General features: G+C 69.4%; 7 protein-coding genes and 1 pseudogene. 5 read left to right on the forward strand and 3 right to left on the reverse strand.

Going from position 1 to position 15228, the window contains the following annotated elements; translation table 11 throughout:
* The first annotated feature begins 20 nt into the window (after nucleotides 1-20).
* The 5 genes and pseudogenes from fxsA to fxsT (AB0D74_RS36975) all read left to right on the forward strand — a co-directional run bounded on the left by fxsA (nucleotide 21) and on the right by fxsT (AB0D74_RS36975) (nucleotide 9117).
* The gene (fxsA, locus tag AB0D74_RS36955) at nucleotides 21-215 is read left to right on the forward strand and encodes an FxSxx-COOH cyclophane-containing RiPP peptide (RefSeq protein ID WP_362596664.1); all 195 of its coding nucleotides are present in this window, start codon (nucleotides 21-23) and stop codon (nucleotides 213-215) included.
* Nucleotides 216-297: 82 nt separating this feature from the next.
* Nucleotides 298-1422, forward strand: a pseudogene (locus AB0D74_RS36960) (FxsB family cyclophane-forming radical SAM/SPASM peptide maturase); the annotation flags it as partial.
* A 744-nt stretch (nucleotides 1423-2166) separates the two neighbouring features.
* Nucleotides 2167-2946 (forward strand): HEXXH motif-containing putative peptide modification protein, encoded by a 780-nt coding sequence (locus AB0D74_RS36965; protein ID WP_362596870.1) that lies wholly within the window; start codon nucleotides 2167-2169, stop codon nucleotides 2944-2946.
* 115 nt (nucleotides 2947-3061) lie between these two features.
* Nucleotides 3062-6058: an FxSxx-COOH system tetratricopeptide repeat protein gene (gene fxsT, locus AB0D74_RS36970; protein ID WP_362596666.1), complete on the forward strand. Its 2997-nt coding sequence runs from the start codon at nucleotides 3062-3064 to the stop codon at nucleotides 6056-6058.
* Nucleotides 6059-6111: 53 nt separating this feature from the next.
* Nucleotides 6112-9117: an FxSxx-COOH system tetratricopeptide repeat protein gene (fxsT, locus tag AB0D74_RS36975; protein ID WP_362596669.1), complete on the forward strand. Its 3006-nt coding sequence runs from the start codon at nucleotides 6112-6114 to the stop codon at nucleotides 9115-9117.
* A gap of 80 nt (nucleotides 9118-9197) precedes the next feature.
* Here the strand turns inward: fxsT (AB0D74_RS36975) and AB0D74_RS36980 are convergent, their stop codons facing one another.
* The 3 genes from AB0D74_RS36980 to AB0D74_RS36990 form a co-directional block, all read right to left on the reverse strand.
* Entirely contained in the window at nucleotides 9198-13016 is a 3819-nt protein-coding gene (locus tag AB0D74_RS36980; protein WP_362596671.1) for a multifunctional oxoglutarate decarboxylase/oxoglutarate dehydrogenase thiamine pyrophosphate-binding subunit/dihydrolipoyllysine-residue succinyltransferase subunit, read from the reverse strand.
* Nucleotides 13017-13343: 327 nt separating this feature from the next.
* Complete coding sequence (locus AB0D74_RS36985) at nucleotides 13344-14480, reverse strand: HAMP domain-containing sensor histidine kinase (RefSeq protein WP_362596673.1); 1137 nt, start codon at nucleotides 14478-14480, stop codon at nucleotides 13344-13346.
* A complete protein-coding gene (locus AB0D74_RS36990; RefSeq protein ID WP_362596675.1) occupies nucleotides 14477-15217 on the reverse strand; it encodes a response regulator transcription factor in 741 nt (246 codons plus the stop codon). Before AB0D74_RS36990 ends, AB0D74_RS36985 begins: the two co-directional genes overlap by 4 nt.
* Between the last annotated feature and the right edge of the window lie 11 nt (nucleotides 15218-15228).

Genomic DNA, 15228 nt, shown 5'->3' on the forward strand with positions numbered 1-15228 from the left:
CGATTCGAGAGGAGCCCGGGGTGGACGCACGGGACCAGTCTCCGCCGGAGGCCGAATCGGCGGGGGCGGTTGAGCCCCTGCCGGACCTGTTGGACCTGGATCTGGGGGATCTGAAGGGAGTGGACCATCCTGTGCTGCGTGAGGTGCTCGCGGAGCTGAGAGCACGTGCGGTCCGGTCGAGCCAGACGCTGTGGGGCTTCAACAATGCGTTCTAGGCGGTCGCGCGGCGACCGTACCGGTCTGGCAGGCGAGATCGGCGTGCCCGGAGAGGCCGCGGCCGGTGTCGGGCCAGGGAGTGTGCGGGGTGGCGTCGGCCCCGCTCCGTTCCGGCAGTTCATCGTCAAGGTGCATGGTCGCTGCAATCTCGCCTGCCGTTACTGCTATCTCTACGAGGGGCCCGACCGGACCTGGCGGGGCCGTCCTGCTGCGGCTCCGCTTGTGGTGCTGGATCGCACGGCGCACCGGATCGCCGAGCACGCACGCGACCATGCGTTGACGGCGATCTCGCTCGTCCTGCACGGTGGTGAACCCCTGCTGGCGGGTGTCGGCACGATGGCCCGTTTCACGGCTCTGGTACGCGATCGCGTTCCTGCCGGCTGCACGGTCCACCCCATTGTCCAGACCAATGCCACGCTTCTCACCGAGGCACGGATGACCACCCTGGTCCGCCACGGCATACGGATCGGTATCAGCCTGGACGGCGGCCTGGCCGCACACAACGCCCGCCGCGTCGACCACTCGGGACGCCCCTCCTGGCCTGCCGCCGCACGCGGAGCGCGGTTGCTCGCGGAGCGCTTCCCGGATGCGTACGCCGGAGTCCTCACGGTCGTCGATCCCACTCTCGATCCGGTGGAGACCTACGAGTCCCTCCTCGCTCTGCACCCGCCTGCCCTCGACCTGCTGCTGCCGCACGGCAACTGGTCGGCACCGCCCCCGCATCTGGAGGGCACGCGCTACGGCGACTGGCTCTGCGCGGTCTTCGACCGCTGGTGGCGATCCGGCCACCGGGAAGTGCGGGTAAGGCTCTTCGAGGAGTGCATCGCGCTGTTGTCGGGCCTGCCGGCCGCCACCGAGTCGCTGGGGCTCGCCCCGTTCGACGCGATCGTCGTGGAGACAGACGGATCCATCGAGCAGGTCGACTCGCTGAAGTCCGCGTACGACGGTGCCGCCGCGACCGGCCTGGATGTGTTTCAGCATGATTTCGACGAGGCGTTGCGGCATCCCGGGGTGGTGGCCCGGCAGACGGGAGTGGCAGCCCTGTCGGCGCGGTGCCGGGCATGTTCCCTGCTCGGTGTCTGCGGCGGCGGCCACTACGCCCATCGCTACCGGGCCGGACACGGCTTCGCGAATCCCTCCGTGTACTGCGACGACCTGCAGCGCTTCATCCGCCATGTGCGGGATCGGCTGGCTGCGGCCACCGCGACGGCCTCCGCGTCCGTCCAGGTGGCGTCCACGTCCGAGGAGAGGTCCCCGTCCATGCTGTTTCCCGTGCTTTCGGACCGTTCTCTGGCGGCACTCGGCCGAACCGAAGGTGATCCGGACACACTGGCGCTCCTGGTGCGCGACCAGGACACCCGGCGGCTGCTCACGCTGCGCGCGGTGCTCGACGCGGTCGAGGACGCGGATGCGGCGGTGCTCCCGGCTAGGGCTCGCGACCGGGTGCGAGAGGACTGGCACCTGCTGGAGGAGGCCGACCGGGTGTCCTCGGCCGGGAACAGCGGAAGTCCGTGGCCGCCCCATGCCACGACCCCCGCGCGTGCGCGTCTCCTCCACCCCCTTGTCGGCCCCTGGGCCCGCCAGTGCCTGCTCGGCCTGGAACCGGAATCCGGACCGCCGATCGCATCGCGCGTCCGTGAACTCGGATGCCACCTGGCCTATTTCGGCGCGCTTGCGGCCGTGGCCGCCGCCCGGGCCGGGATCTCCTTCGCCGTGCGGCTCACCGCCCGGGACGGTGTGCTCACCCTCCCGTCGCTCGGGGCCCTGCGTACGGCGGAGCCCGGGAGCGCCCCGGTCGATGCCGTCTGCGAGAACGGGCGGATCACGCTGCGGCAGAAGGGCGCGCCGGACGTCACCGTCGACTGTGAGGACGGCATCGGAGCCTGGTCCGCGGCACCTGCCTGGACGTCCGCGTATGCGTTGCCCGGCTTGCTGCCGGGAGGTCCGCTCATGCCACTGGACGACCTGGACCCGTACCGCACCGCGTACGACGGTCCCCGGCACAAGCTGCTGAGCGGCCCGACGGTGCTCGACGAGGCCGGCCGCGGACGGTGGTCGCGGGCCTGGTCGGAGACCGCTGCCAAGCTGCGGCTGGGAGGCGAGCACCGTGTAGCGGAAGCCGTCGCTCTGCTCCGTTGTCTGATCCCCCTCGCCGAGCCGGCAGTGCTCGGCACGGACGCCCGTGGCCCCGGCACGTGCAGCGGGACACGCCGTGAGGCCTTCGGCGCCCTGCTCAGCAGTACGCCGCCCACTGCGACCACGTTTGCCGTGACCATCGTGCACGAGATCCAGCACACGAAACTCTGCGTGCTCAGCGACATGCTGGTGCTGCACCATGCCGGGCCCGACGAAAGCTATTTCGCGCCTTGGCGCCGGGATCCACGACCGTACGACGGTCTGTTGCAGGGCGTGTACGCACATCTGGCCATGGCGGATTTCTTCCAGCAGTGTGCGCTCCGGAGCGAGGACCGGGGGCAGCGTGAGGCGGCCTGGTCGCAGCATGCGCGGTACCGCGCCCAGGTGACGGCGGCGTTGCCCGCGTTGGTGGGATCGCCCCATCTCACGCAGCAGGGAGAGCAGTTCGTGGACCAGATCGTGGCCACCCACGAGCGAATGGCCGAGCACCCCGCCCCCCGGGAGCACACGGTGCGAGCCCAGACGCACGTGAAGTCCGCGTGGGACCTGTGGAGACGACAGCACGGCTCCACGGTCGGACACCCGAAAAAGTGATGGCCAAAGGCGCGTGGCGCATGTGCTCGTCGGTCCCCGTCGCGTTCGTTCCCCACCGAAGAACTGCGCGCGAGTCCTACGATTTTCGGTGATTCGAGAAGGGGGAGATCACTGCATGTCCGAAGCTCGAACACCGGCCGGGGCGACGGCGCGTAGTGCCGTCACGATCAGCTTCGCCGGAGCCGAGAGGGCCTGGGCGGCTTGGATCGGCCACCTGCTGGAGCGGCGCGGCCTGCACGTCGACCACCGGCGCTGGGACTCCCCGGCGGAGGTCTCCCCCAGGGAGCTTCTGAGGGAACTGCAGCTCGTCCAGGGGCGCATTCTGATCGTCGTCAGCGAACGGTATCTCCAGCTCGGTGCACGCACCCCCGAGGAGTGGAATGCGGCTCTACTGGAGGTCGTGGCCCTCGACCCGGCGCGTTTCGCGGCGGTGTCCGTCACCACGGCACCCGTTCCCGAGGCGACCGCAGTACTCGACCCGGCCGGGCTGACCGGCATCGATGCCGAAGAGGCGGAGCGGCGGCTGCTCGACCGGCTCGGCCTGCCGGCCGATCCCATGCCCGAACCGGCCGACGGAGAAGAGCGCGGGCCGCGCTTTCCGAACGCGATGTCCGGGGTATGGGGCGGAGTGCCTCGTCGCAACACCCGGTTCACAGGTCGTGACCCACTGCTGGACGAGGTCTGTCGCCTCTTCAGGGTTTCCGAACCGGGCGGGGGCGTGGTGACCTTGTGCGGCATGTCGGGAGTGGGCAAGACCCAGCTCGCCACCGAGTACGCGCACCGATTCGGTTCCGAGTACGACGTGGTGTGGTGGGTCAACGCGGACAAACGAGTCACCTGCCGCCTCCTTCTCTCGGAGCTCGCCCCGAGCCTGGACCTGCCCACCGACGAGAAATACGGTGAACGACTGCGTGCCGTACGCGACTCGCTCCGGCGGGGCGATCCGTACCGGCGCTGGCTGCTGATCTTGGACGGTGCGGACGAGCCGGACCAGATCTGGGACCTGGTGCCCACCGGCCCCGGCCACGTGCTGATCACTTCCCAGAACCCCGAGTGGCGGGAGCACAACAGCAACCTGCTGGACGTGGGGGTCTACGAGCGGGGCGAGTCGGTGGCCTTCATCCGTCGGAGGGTGACGCGGCTGGCCGAGTCGGAGGCCACCGAACTCGCCGAAGCCCTGGAGGATCTGCCACTGCTGCTGGACCAGACGACAGGATGGCTGAACGACTCGGACCTGTCGGTCCAGGCCTACATGGAGCTGCTGGAAGACGGTATCGAGCATGACGTGGTCAAGGTCTCGGCGGACTTCCCCGTCGCGTTTCAGACGGCCTGGTCGATCCTGCTGAACAAGCTCCGCGAGACGTTGCCCGAATCAGTGGATCTGCTCAGAATGTGCACATTTTTCGCGTCAGGTTCCATTCCCGTCTGGCTGCTCAGGGACATGTCCCACGACGACCTGCCCGAACGGGTGGCGAGGTTGTTCAACGATCCCCTGCTGTGGAACAGGGCGATCGACCAGTTGCGCCGGTACTCGGTGGTGCGCCCGGAGTTCCGCGACACGGGCTCCCACCACCCGGCCCTCTCCGGGGAGTCGTTCTACCTTCACCGCATGGTGCACCAGATCGTCCACAAGGACATGCCGGAGAAGGACCGTCAGGAATTCGCCGAGGTCGTACGGCAGGCGCTGACCGAGGCGGATCCACGCCGCCCCATGGACCCGCAGTCTTGGCCCGCCTATGCCGAGATCGTTCCGCATCTCAGGCACGCGGACGTGCTAAGCAGCACCGACCCCCAGGTGCAGCGGCTCGTCCTCAACTGCCTGCGCTACATGTATGTCTCCGGCGAGTACGAAGCGGGCATCGAGCTCGGCGAGCGTGCCATGGACACCTGGCGGTCGCTGCTCGGCGAGACGCATCCGAGGATCTGGGATCTCATCCATCACTACGCCAACGTGCTGCGCGAGGCAGGCCAGTACGCCCGTGCGGAGGTCATCAACCGCATCGCCGTCGATCACCTGCGGGACGAACGCGGGCCTCATGACCTGGAGCACCTGCGCGCGGCCAAAGGCCTTGCCGCGGACCTGGGCGGCCTGGGCCGCTACGACGAGGCACTGCTGGTCTCCCAGTGGATCCTCCTCGACTTCCGGGACCTTCTCGGCGAGCACTCGGAGACGCTCGACGCCCAGAACAACCTGGCCGAGACACTGCGGCTGCTGGGGCGCTACACGGAGTCTCTCGAGATGAACAGGCTCACCTGGAAGGCCCGCCGTGAGCTGCTGGGGGATCGCCATCCGCGGACGCTGTACTCCGGATTCGTCTGCGCGACCGACCTGCGGCTGCTGGGCCGATACGCGGAGGCCGAGACGGTCCAGGCCGAGAACGTGCGCGAGCAGCGCATCGTCATGGGGCCGGACAACCCGCAGACCCTCGCAGCCGAACACAACCTCGCGCTGTGCCTCTACCGTGGCGGAGACCATGATCGGGCAGGGGAACTTCTGCTGCGGGTGCAGGAGCGCTCCGAGCGGGTACTGGGCGAGACCGATCCGCTGAGCCTGCGCTCCGCGGCCAGCTCCGGCTTCTTCCTCCGCGAGCACGGCGACATCGAACAGGCGCGGGAGCTGGGCGAGTCGGTCCTCGCGCGCTACGAGTCGATGCTCGGCGCCGGCCATCCGTTCGTCGTCGGATGCCGTGCCAACCACGCACTCGTCCTGCGGAACGTCGGCGAACTCGACACCGCGCACGACCTCATGGAGCAGGCCCTCGCCGACATGACCACCGCGGTCGGCGACAAGCACCCGTGGACCCTGGGATGTGCCCTCAACACCTCCGCACTGCGCAACCTCGTCGGTGATCCGGAGAGCGCCGCCACGCTGAGCGGTGTGACCGTCGACCGGGCCGCCGAGACCCTGGGCACCAGGCATCCGCTCACCCTGTCCGCCCGTATCGCCCATGCCGCCGACCTCAGAGCGCTGCGAGACCAGCAGCAGGCGGAGAAGGTCGAGCGGGAGGCGCTGGCGGACTTCTACGCCGTGCTCGGCAAGCAACACGTGCACACGGTCTCGGCCCGCTGCCGTACCCGGCCCTACTGGGACTTCGAGCCCCAGATCATCTGAGGCCGACCAGGAGTCGTCTGGGTTCCTTCATGGCTATGTGCGGAGGTCGCTGCATGTCTGAGACGCGTACGCCGGTCAGGTCGGCCGAGAGGGGGACCGGGAGGCAGACCGTCACGATCAGCTTCGCCGGATTCAACCGGGCCTGGGCCGCGTGGATCGGGGACCGGCTGGAGCGGCGGGGCGTCCGGGTCGTCCACATACGCTGGGACTCCCCGGCCGAGGAGAGCCTGGAGGATCTTCTGCGCGGTCTTGCGCTCGCGGAGGGCAGGATCCTGATCGTGATCAGCGGCCACTACCTGCGACTCGGTTTCCGTACCTTCGAGGAGTGGAACGCTGCCTTGCGCGCGGTGGTCGCACCGGACCCCTCCCGGTTCGCCGCCGTCTCCGTCACCGACACCGCTGTGCCCGCCGCCGTCGCCGTACTCGCGCCGGTCAACCTCATCGGCATGGAAGCGGACGAGGCGGAGCGCCGTCTTCTGGACCGGCTGGGCCTGCCGACCGATGCGCGCTCGTCGGCCGACGGCTCTCGCGTCCCACGCTTCCCCGCCGCGATGCCCGAGGTGTGGGGCGGTGTGCCGCGCCGCAACATCCGCTTCACCGGCCTCGAGCCGGTGCTGAACGAGGTCTACCAACTGCTCCAGGACAGCGAACCGGGCGCTCGCGTCGTCACGCTGCACGGCATGCCCGGAGTGGGCAAGAGCCAGTTGGCCGCCGAGTACGCTTACCGATTCGCCTCCGACTACGACGTGGTGTGGTGGGTCGGCGCCGAAAGCCGGGGCGCCTGTCGCCGCCTGCTCGCCGAACTCGCCCCTGCGCTGCACCTGTCCACCGGTGACGACTACGGTGAGCGGCTTCGCGCGGTCCGTGACTCCCTCCGCCGGGGCACACCCTTCTCGCGCTGGCTGCTGATCCTGGACGGCGCGGATGAACCCGACCAGGTCTGGGACCTGGTCCCGTCCGGCTCCGGGCATGTGCTCATCACCTCCCGCAACCCCGAGTGGAGCGAGCACAACAGCAAACTGCTCGAAGTACGGATCTACGACAGGGACGAGTCGGTCGCCTTCATCCGGCGTCGCGCGACGCGGCTGTCGGAGCAGGAGGCCGACCAGCTCGCCGAGGCCCTGGAGGACCTTCCGCTGCTGCTGGACCAGACGGCCGGCTGGCTCAACGACTCGGACCTGACCGTCGACGACTACATCGCCCTGCTGGAGGACGGCGTCGACCAGGACGTCGTACGGGTCTCCGCCGACTTACCGGTGCCCTTCCAGACCGTGTGGTCGATACTGCTGAACAAGCTCCGCGACACTGTCCCGGAGTCAGTCGACCTGCTGCGGCTGTGCACGTTCTTCGCACCCGGCTTCATCCCCGTCCGCATGCTGCGCGAGATGTCCCACGACGATCTGCCCGAGCAGCTCACCGGCCTGCTCGACGACCCGCTGTTGTGGAACAAGGCGATCAACCAGCTACGGCAGTACTCCGTGGTCCGGCTGGAGTCCCAGGAGGTCGGTGCGGACGAGGCCCCCTCGCCCGGTGAGTCGGTGTACCTGCACCGGATGGTCCACCAGATCGTCGGCAAGGACATGCCCGAGGAGAGCCGGCGGGAGTTCATCGAAGTGGTACGGCGCGCACTGGCCGAAGCGGACCCCGGACGCCCGACCGACACCCGTAACTGGCAGGCGTACGCGGGGCTGGTGTCGCATCTGAAGTACGCCGACGTCCTCAACAGTACGGATCGCCGGGTCCAGCTTCTGGTCCTCAACTGCCTGCGGTACATGTGGTGGGCGGGTGAGTACACCTCAGGCTGGAAGCTCGCCCGACGGACCGTCGACGCGTGGCGCGAACTGCTCGGTGAGTCGCATCCGCGCGTCTGGGAGGCCACGTACCACTACGCCAACCTGCTGCGGTCGGCCGGGCGGTTCGAAGAGACCGAGGCGATCGACCGGGCGGCCATGGCACGGCTTCGCGAGGAACGCGGCGAGTGCGACCTGGACTACCTCCGGGTGGCCAACGGGCTGGGCGCCGACCTGTGGGGCCTCGGCAGGTACAGGGAGGCCTTCGAGCTGTACTCGTGGATCCACCCGGTGTACTGGAACCTCCTGGGCGAGCAGGACTCCCGGACCCTGAGCGCTCTGAACAACCTGGCCTTCGCACACCGGTTGCTCGGCGAGTACCGGGAAGCTCTGGCCATCGACTGGAAGACGCTTGAGCAGCGCCGCCTGCTGATGACCGACCGACACCTCACAACCCTCTTCTCCGAGGTGTCCTACGCCATCGACCTCAGGCTGCTGGGCCGCTATTCGGAAGCCGAGTTCATCCAGGCCCACAACGTCCGCGTGTACGGCCACGTCGGCGGCAAACGAACCCCCGATGTGCTGCGGGCCGAACACAACCTGGCCCTCTGCCGGTTGTGGAACGGCGACCGCGCCTCGGCGGGGGAGCTCCTCACCAAGGTGCTGGAGGGCTACGAACGCACGCTGGGCGAGACCGACCTCCACACGGTCGCCGCGTCCGTCAGCCACAGCTGCTTCAACCGCGAGCACGGTGACCTCGACCTGGCCCGCGAGACCAGCGAGTCCGTCGTCGCCCGGTACGAGGAACTGTTGCCGGAGGGACACCCGTTCATCATCGGCGCCCGGTCGAACCAGGCACTGATCCTGCGCAACGTCGGCGAGTGGGAGCACGCCCACGTCCTGACCGAGCAGGCGCTCGCCGACATGGCCGAGGCCGTCGGCGAGCACCACCCCTACACGCTGGGCTGCGCCATCAACGCCTCCGCGCTGCGCAACCTCGTCGGTGAGACGGAGTCCGCCGCCGAACTGAGCAGGGTGACCATCGACCGCGCCACCGAGACCCTCGGCCGTACCCACCCGCTCACCCTGTCCGCTCGCGTCGCCCACGCGGCCGACCTGCGTGGCCTGCGGGCCCGGCAGCAGGCGGAGAAGACCGAGCAGGAGGTCCTGACCGACCTGGAGGCGACGCTGGGCAAGCAGCACGTCCACACCTTCTCGGCCCGAGCCCGCAACCGCCCGTACTGGGACTTCGAGCCCCAGGCCAGTTGATCCCACGCACACGTTGATGGGCCCGGCCCCCTTCACGGGGCCGGGCCCATCAACGTGATGATCCCGAGGGGACGGCAGGCCTACGCGTCGAAGACCTCACGCACCAGCTGCTCCTGCTCGGCCTGGTGGCGCTTGGCCGAACCCACCGCCGGGGACGAGGAGTGCGGGCGCGAGATGCGGCGCAGGCGCTCGCCGGCCGGGACGTCGGCGCCGACCGCCAGGTCCAGGTGGTCGATCAGGTTGAGCGCGATGAACGGCCAGGCACCCTGGTTCGCCGGCTCCTCCTGGGTCCAGAGGTACTTCTCGGCGTTCGGGTACTTGTTGACCTCGGCCTGGAGCTCCGCACCCGGCAGCGGGTACAGGCGCTCCAGGCGGATGATCGCGGTGTCCGTGACGCCGCGCTTCTGCCGCTCGCCCTCCAGGTCGTAGTAGACCTTGCCGGTGCAGAAGACGACCTTGCGGACCGCGTTCGGGTCAACCGAGTCGTCGCCGATGACCGGGCGGAACTGCCCGCTCGTGAACTCCTCCGCCTTCGAGGCCGCCGCCTTGAGGCGCAGCATCGACTTCGGGGTGAAGACGACCAGCGGCTTGTGGTGCGGGTTGTGCACCTGCCACCGCAGGAGGTGGAAGTAGTTCGACGGGAGGGTCGGCATCGCGACCGTCATGTTGTTCTGGGCGCAGAGCTGGAGGAAGCGCTCGATACGGGCCGAGGAGTGGTCCGGGCCCTGGCCCTCGTAACCGTGCGGGAGCAGGAGCGTGACGCCGGACGTCTGGCCCCACTTCTGCTCGGCCGCCGAGATGTACTCGTCGACGATCGACTGGGCGCCGTTGGTGAAGTCACCGAACTGCGCCTCCCACATCACCAGCGCGTCCGGACGGGCCAGCGAGTAGCCGTACTCGAAGCCCATCACCGCGTATTCGGAGAGCAGCGAGTTGTAGACGTTGTAGCGGGCCTGCTCCTCGGACAGGTAGAGGAGCGGGGTGTAGTCCGCGCCCGTCTCCCGGTCGATGAGGACCGCGTGGCGCTGGCCGAAGGTGCCGCGCTGCGAGTCCTGGCCGGACAGGCGCACCGGGGTGCCCTCCATCAGCAGCGAGCCGATGGCCAGGGTCTCGCCCATGCCCCAGTCGATCGTGCCGTCCTCGATCATCGCCGCCCGGCGCTGCAGCTGCGGCAGCAGACGCGGGTGGACGGTGAAGTAGTCCGGGATGTTGACCTGGGACTCGGCGATGCGCTTCACGACCTCCGCGGAGACCGCGGTCGGCACGGCGACCGGGAAGCCGTCCTGCGGCTCGTGCGCGGGCGCGGCGGCCGGCTGCGCGGTGGCCTCGCGGACCTCCGTGAAGACCTTCTCCAGCTGGCCCTGGTAGTCCTGGAGGGCCTGCTCGGCCTCTTCCAGGGTGATGTCGCCGCGACCGATCAGGGACTCGGTGTAGAGCTTGCGCACCGAGCGCTTCTTGTCGATCAGGTCGTACATCAGCGGCTGGGTGAAGGCCGGGTTGTCCGACTCGTTGTGACCGCGGCGGCGGTAGCAGATGAGGTCGATCACCACGTCCTTGTTGAACGCCTGGCGGAACTCGAAGGCCAGGCGCGCGACGCGCACGACCGCCTCCGGGTCGTCGCCGTTCACGTGGAAGATCGGGGCCTCGATCATGCGGGCCACGTCGGTGGCGTACATGGAGGAGCGCGAGGACTCGGGCGCCGCCGTGAAGCCGACCTGGTTGTTGATGACGATGTGGACCGTGCCGCCGGTGCGGTAGCCGCGCAGCTGCGACATGTTCAGGGTCTCGGCCACCACGCCCTGGCCCGCGAAGGCCGCGTCGCCGTGCAGCGCGACCGGCAGGACCGTGAAGTCCGTGCCGCCCTTGTTGATGATGTCCTGCTTGGCGCGGGCGATGCCCTCGATGACTGGGTCGACCGTCTCCAGGTGGGACGGGTTGGCGGCCAGCGAGACCTTGATCTGCTCGCCGTCCAGGCCGGTGAAGGTGCCCTCGGCGCCCAGGTGGTACTTCACGTCGCCGGAGCCGTGCATCGACTTCGGGTCGAGGTTGCCCTCGAACTCGCGGAAGATCTGCGCGTACGACTTGCCGACGATGTTGGCGAGGACGTTCAGCCGGCCGCGGTGGGCCATGCCGATGACGACCTCGTCCAGGCGGGACTCGGCGGCCGAGTCCAGGACCGCGTCGAGCAGCGGGATGACGGACTCGCCGCCCTCCAGGGAGAAGCGCTTCTGGCCGACGTACTTGGTCTGAAGGAAGGTCTCGAAGGCCTCCGCCGCGTTCAGCCGGCGCAGGATCCGCAGCTGCTCCTCGCGCTCCATCTTGGAGTGCGGGCGCTCCACGCGGTCCTGGATCCACTTGCGCTGCTTGGGGTCCTGGATGTGCATGAACTCGATGCCGGTGGTGCGGCAGTACGAGTCGCGCAGCACGCCGAGGATGTCGCGCAGCTTCATCATCGCCTTGCCGGCGAAGCCGCCGACCGCGAAGTCGCGCTCCAGGTCCCACAGGGTGAGGCCGTGCTCGGTGATGTCCAGGTCGGGGTGCTTGCGCTGCTTGTACTCCAGCGGGTCGGTGTCGGCCATGACGTGGCCGCGGACCCGGTAGGAGTGGATCAGCTCGAAGACGCGGGCGGCCTTGGTGACGTCGTCGTCGTGCGAGGCGTCGATGTCCCGGAGCCAGCGGACCGGCTCGTAGGGGATGCGCAGGGCCTCGAAGATGTCGTCGTAGAAGCCGTTCTCGCCGAGCAGGAGGTTGGCGACGGAGCGCAGGAACTCGCCGGAGGCGGCGCCCTGGATGACCCGGTGGTCGTAGGTCGACGTGAGCGTCATGACCTTCGAGATGCCGAGCTTGTTCAGGGTGTCCTGGCTGGTGCCCTGGAACTCCGCAGGGTAGTCCATGGAGCCGACGCCCATGATGACCGACTGGCCGGGCATCAGGCGCGGGACCGAGTGGACGGTGCCGAGGCCGCCGGGGTTGGTCAGGGAGACCGTGACACCGGTGAAGTCGTCCATCGTCAGCTTGTTGTCGCGGGCGCGACGGACGATGTCCTCGTAGGCCTGCCAGAACTCGAAGAAGTTCAGCGTCTCGGCCTTCTTGATGCCGGCCACGACGAGCTGGCGGTCGCCGTTGGGCTTCACCAGGTCGATGGCCAGGCCGAAGTTCACGTGCGGCGGCTTGACCAGGGTCGGCTTGCCGTCCTTCTCCGCGAACGAGTAGTTCATCGACGGCATGGCCTTGAGGGCCTGCACCATCGCGAAGCCGATCAGGTGCGTGAAGGAGATCTTCCCGCCCCGGGCGCGCTTGAGGTGGTTGTTGATGACGATGCGGTTGTCGAACAGCAGCTTCACCGGGACCGCGCGGACCGAGGTGGCCGTCGGCACCTCCAGCGAGGCGCTCATGTTCTTCGCGACGGCGGCGGCCGGACCACGCAGCGTGACCAGCGCGGGGCCCTCCGGGGCAGCGGCGGCGGGCGCGGCGGCCGGCTTCGCGGCGGCCGGGGCCGGAGCGGCGGCGGGCTTCGCGGGCGCCGGGGCGGGCGCTGCGGCCTTCGGAGCGACAGGCGCGGCCGGGGTGACCGGAGCGGGCGCTGCGGGCGCCTGGGCGGCGGGCGCGGCCGGGGCGGGCGCCGGAGCCGCCGGCTGGGCCGGCGCGGGTGTCGTGGAGGTGGTGCCCGCGGCCCCCGCGGCCGCGGTACCCGCCGGAGCCGAGGCGGCGGGCGCCCCCGGCTTGTAGTCGGCGAAGAAGTCCCACCAGGCTCGGTCTACCGAATTCGGGTCCTGGAGGTACTGCTGATAGATCTCGTCGACGAGCCACTCGTTCGGTCCGAACGCGGCTGCGGGGTTCTTGCCCGCTTGGTCTGCGTCGGTGGAGATGCTCGAGTTACTGGGGGACTGTGGCGACACGGCGGCAACCGCCCTCTTCCGCTTCACAAGGTTATGGACAGCGGGAATAAAGGCTACGCCTCCAAGACCGCGAAGGTCAGGTCGGGCCGGTTCATCGTCGCGTATGTCACATCGAAAACTGTGTTTCAGGGCTTGATATGGCGGGAAACAAGCGTGGTTGCACTGTGACCGGACTCAACCGGGCATGGCTCCGCCACGCCGGCGACCGCCTCACGCCGAACACCCCGCGCGACATGCGCGGGGGCCGCACCTGATCACACGTGTCCGACTGCGCGGACGACCGTGCCGACCACAGGTGGATCTTGAGGCTCCGGATCGAACTTTACGTCAACTTGGGACGGAAGAAAGCCCCGGCAGAGTGACGATAATCCTGCACCCCCGGTCGGATTCGGCCACGCCGATCCGGCCGCCGTGCAGATCCACCGCCCACCGGGCGATCGCCAGACCGAGCCCGGTGCCGCCGTCGCTGCCCGGACCGTGCGGCCGTCGTACGGCGCCGCGGTTGAAGCGCTCGAAGACGCGGTGCCACTCCGAGCGCGGAATGCCGGGACCCTCGTCCAGGACCTCCAGCTCCAGCGACTCCGGCTGTGGCCCGCGCCGCGCCTTCACGGTCACCCGGCCGTGCGCCGGGCTGTGCTTGACCGCGTTGTCGATGAGGTTCGCCACCACCTGGTGGATGCGCTCCGGGTCGGCGTGCGCGGTCAGCTCGGGCGGCGAGACGTCGAGGTGCAGATGGACGTCCGTCCGCGTGTGGTTCCCGGAGCCCGAGGCCAGACTCCCGCGCGCCCCGGCGACCATGTTGGCCTCCTTGAGCACGCCCGAGAGGTACGGCCACACCTCGAACCGGCGCTGGCGCAGCGGCACCACGCCGTTGTCGAGCCGGGACAGGTCCAGGAGGGTCTCCACCAGCCGGCCGAGGCGCTCGGTCTGCTTCAGGGCCGTGCGCATCGTCTCGGTGTCCGGCTCGGCGATCCCGTCGACGACGTTCTCCAGGACGGCCCGCAGTCCCGCGATGGGCGTGCGCAGCTCGTGCGAGACGTTCGCGACCAGCTCCTTGCGCTGGCGGTCCTGGGCCTCCAGCTCGTCGGCCATGACGTTGATCGTCTCGGCCAGGTCGCCCAGCTCGTCCCGGCGGTTCTCGCGCACCCGGCGCGTGTAGTCGCCCTGCGATATCGACCGGGCCACCGCGTTCATGTCGTCCAGCGGCGCGGTGAGCGAATGCGCCACGAACTGCGTTATCAGGAGTGTGGCGATCATCGAGAAGACCGTGATGAAGCGCAGCTCCGTCTTGGTGTGCACCGCGACGATCGACAGACCGGTGGTGATCAGGACCGAGACGACGACCAGCCCGCCCAGCTTGGTCTTGATCGAGAACGGGCGTACCCCGCCCCAGGGCTCCTCCCCGGAGCCCCCCGGGCCCCCGGGAGCACCGGGGCCTCTTGGTCCGGCCGGCCCGGCGTTCATGGCGTCGGTGTCTCCAGCGCGTAGCCGACCCCGTGCACGGTGCGGATCCGCTCGGCGCCGATCTTCCGGCGCAGCGCCTTGATGTGGCTGTCGACCGTGCGGGTGCCGGAGGCGTCCGCCCAGTCCCACACCTCGGCGAGCAGCTGCTCACGGGAGAGCACCGCGCGCGGGGTGTTCGCCAGGCACACCAGGAGGTCGAACTCGGTGGGCGTCAGGTGCACGTCCTCGCTGCGCACCCGGACCCGGCGCTGCGCGTGGTCGATCTCCAGCTCGCCGAGGCGCAGGATGCCGGAGCGGGGCGTGGAGGCCGCGATCGCCGCCCGCTCCACCCGCCGCAGCAGCACGTGCACGCGTGCCGCCAGCTCCCGCATGGAGAACGGCTTCGTCATGTAGTCGTCGGCGCCGACCCCGAGGCCGACCAGCATGTCGGTCTCGTCGTCCCGCGCGGTGAGCATCAGCACCGGCACCGGCCGGGCGGCCTGCACGCGTCGGCAGACCTCCAGACCGTCGAACCCGGGCAGCATGATGTCGAGGATCAGCAGGTCGGGCTGCCAGGCCTCGGCGGTGTCGACGGCCGCCGGACCGTCGCCCGCCGTTTGCACGAGGAACCCCTCGGCGCGCAGCCGGGCCGCGATGGCGTCGACGATCGTGGGGTCGTCCTCGACGACCAGAACCCGGCGCTGGGCGCCCTGAGTCGCCGTCGCCGCGCCGTTCTGGGAGGTGTGTGTCTGCTCCATCGCCCGCCCCT

The organism is Streptomyces sp. NPDC048278 (assembly GCF_040652195.1).
In the GTDB taxonomy this organism is placed as follows: domain Bacteria; phylum Actinomycetota; class Actinomycetes; order Streptomycetales; family Streptomycetaceae; genus Streptomyces.

Excerpts from the sequence above, each read along its gene's own strand:
- AB0D74_RS36965 (WP_362596870.1), top strand. The coding sequence starts at position 2,167 with ATGCCACTGGACGACCTGGACCCGTACCGCACCGCGTACGACGGTCCC.
- fxsT (WP_362596666.1), top strand. The coding sequence starts at position 3,062 with ATGTCCGAAGCTCGAACACCGGCCGGGGCGACGGCGCGTAGTGCCGTC.
- fxsT (WP_362596669.1), top strand. The coding sequence starts at position 6,112 with ATGTCTGAGACGCGTACGCCGGTCAGGTCGGCCGAGAGGGGGACCGGG.
- AB0D74_RS36985 (WP_362596673.1), bottom strand. The coding sequence starts at position 14,480 with ATGAACGCCGGGCCGGCCGGACCAAGAGGCCCCGGTGCTCCCGGGGGC.
- AB0D74_RS36990 (WP_362596675.1), bottom strand. The coding sequence starts at position 15,217 with ATGGAGCAGACACACACCTCCCAGAACGGCGCGGCGACGGCGACTCAG.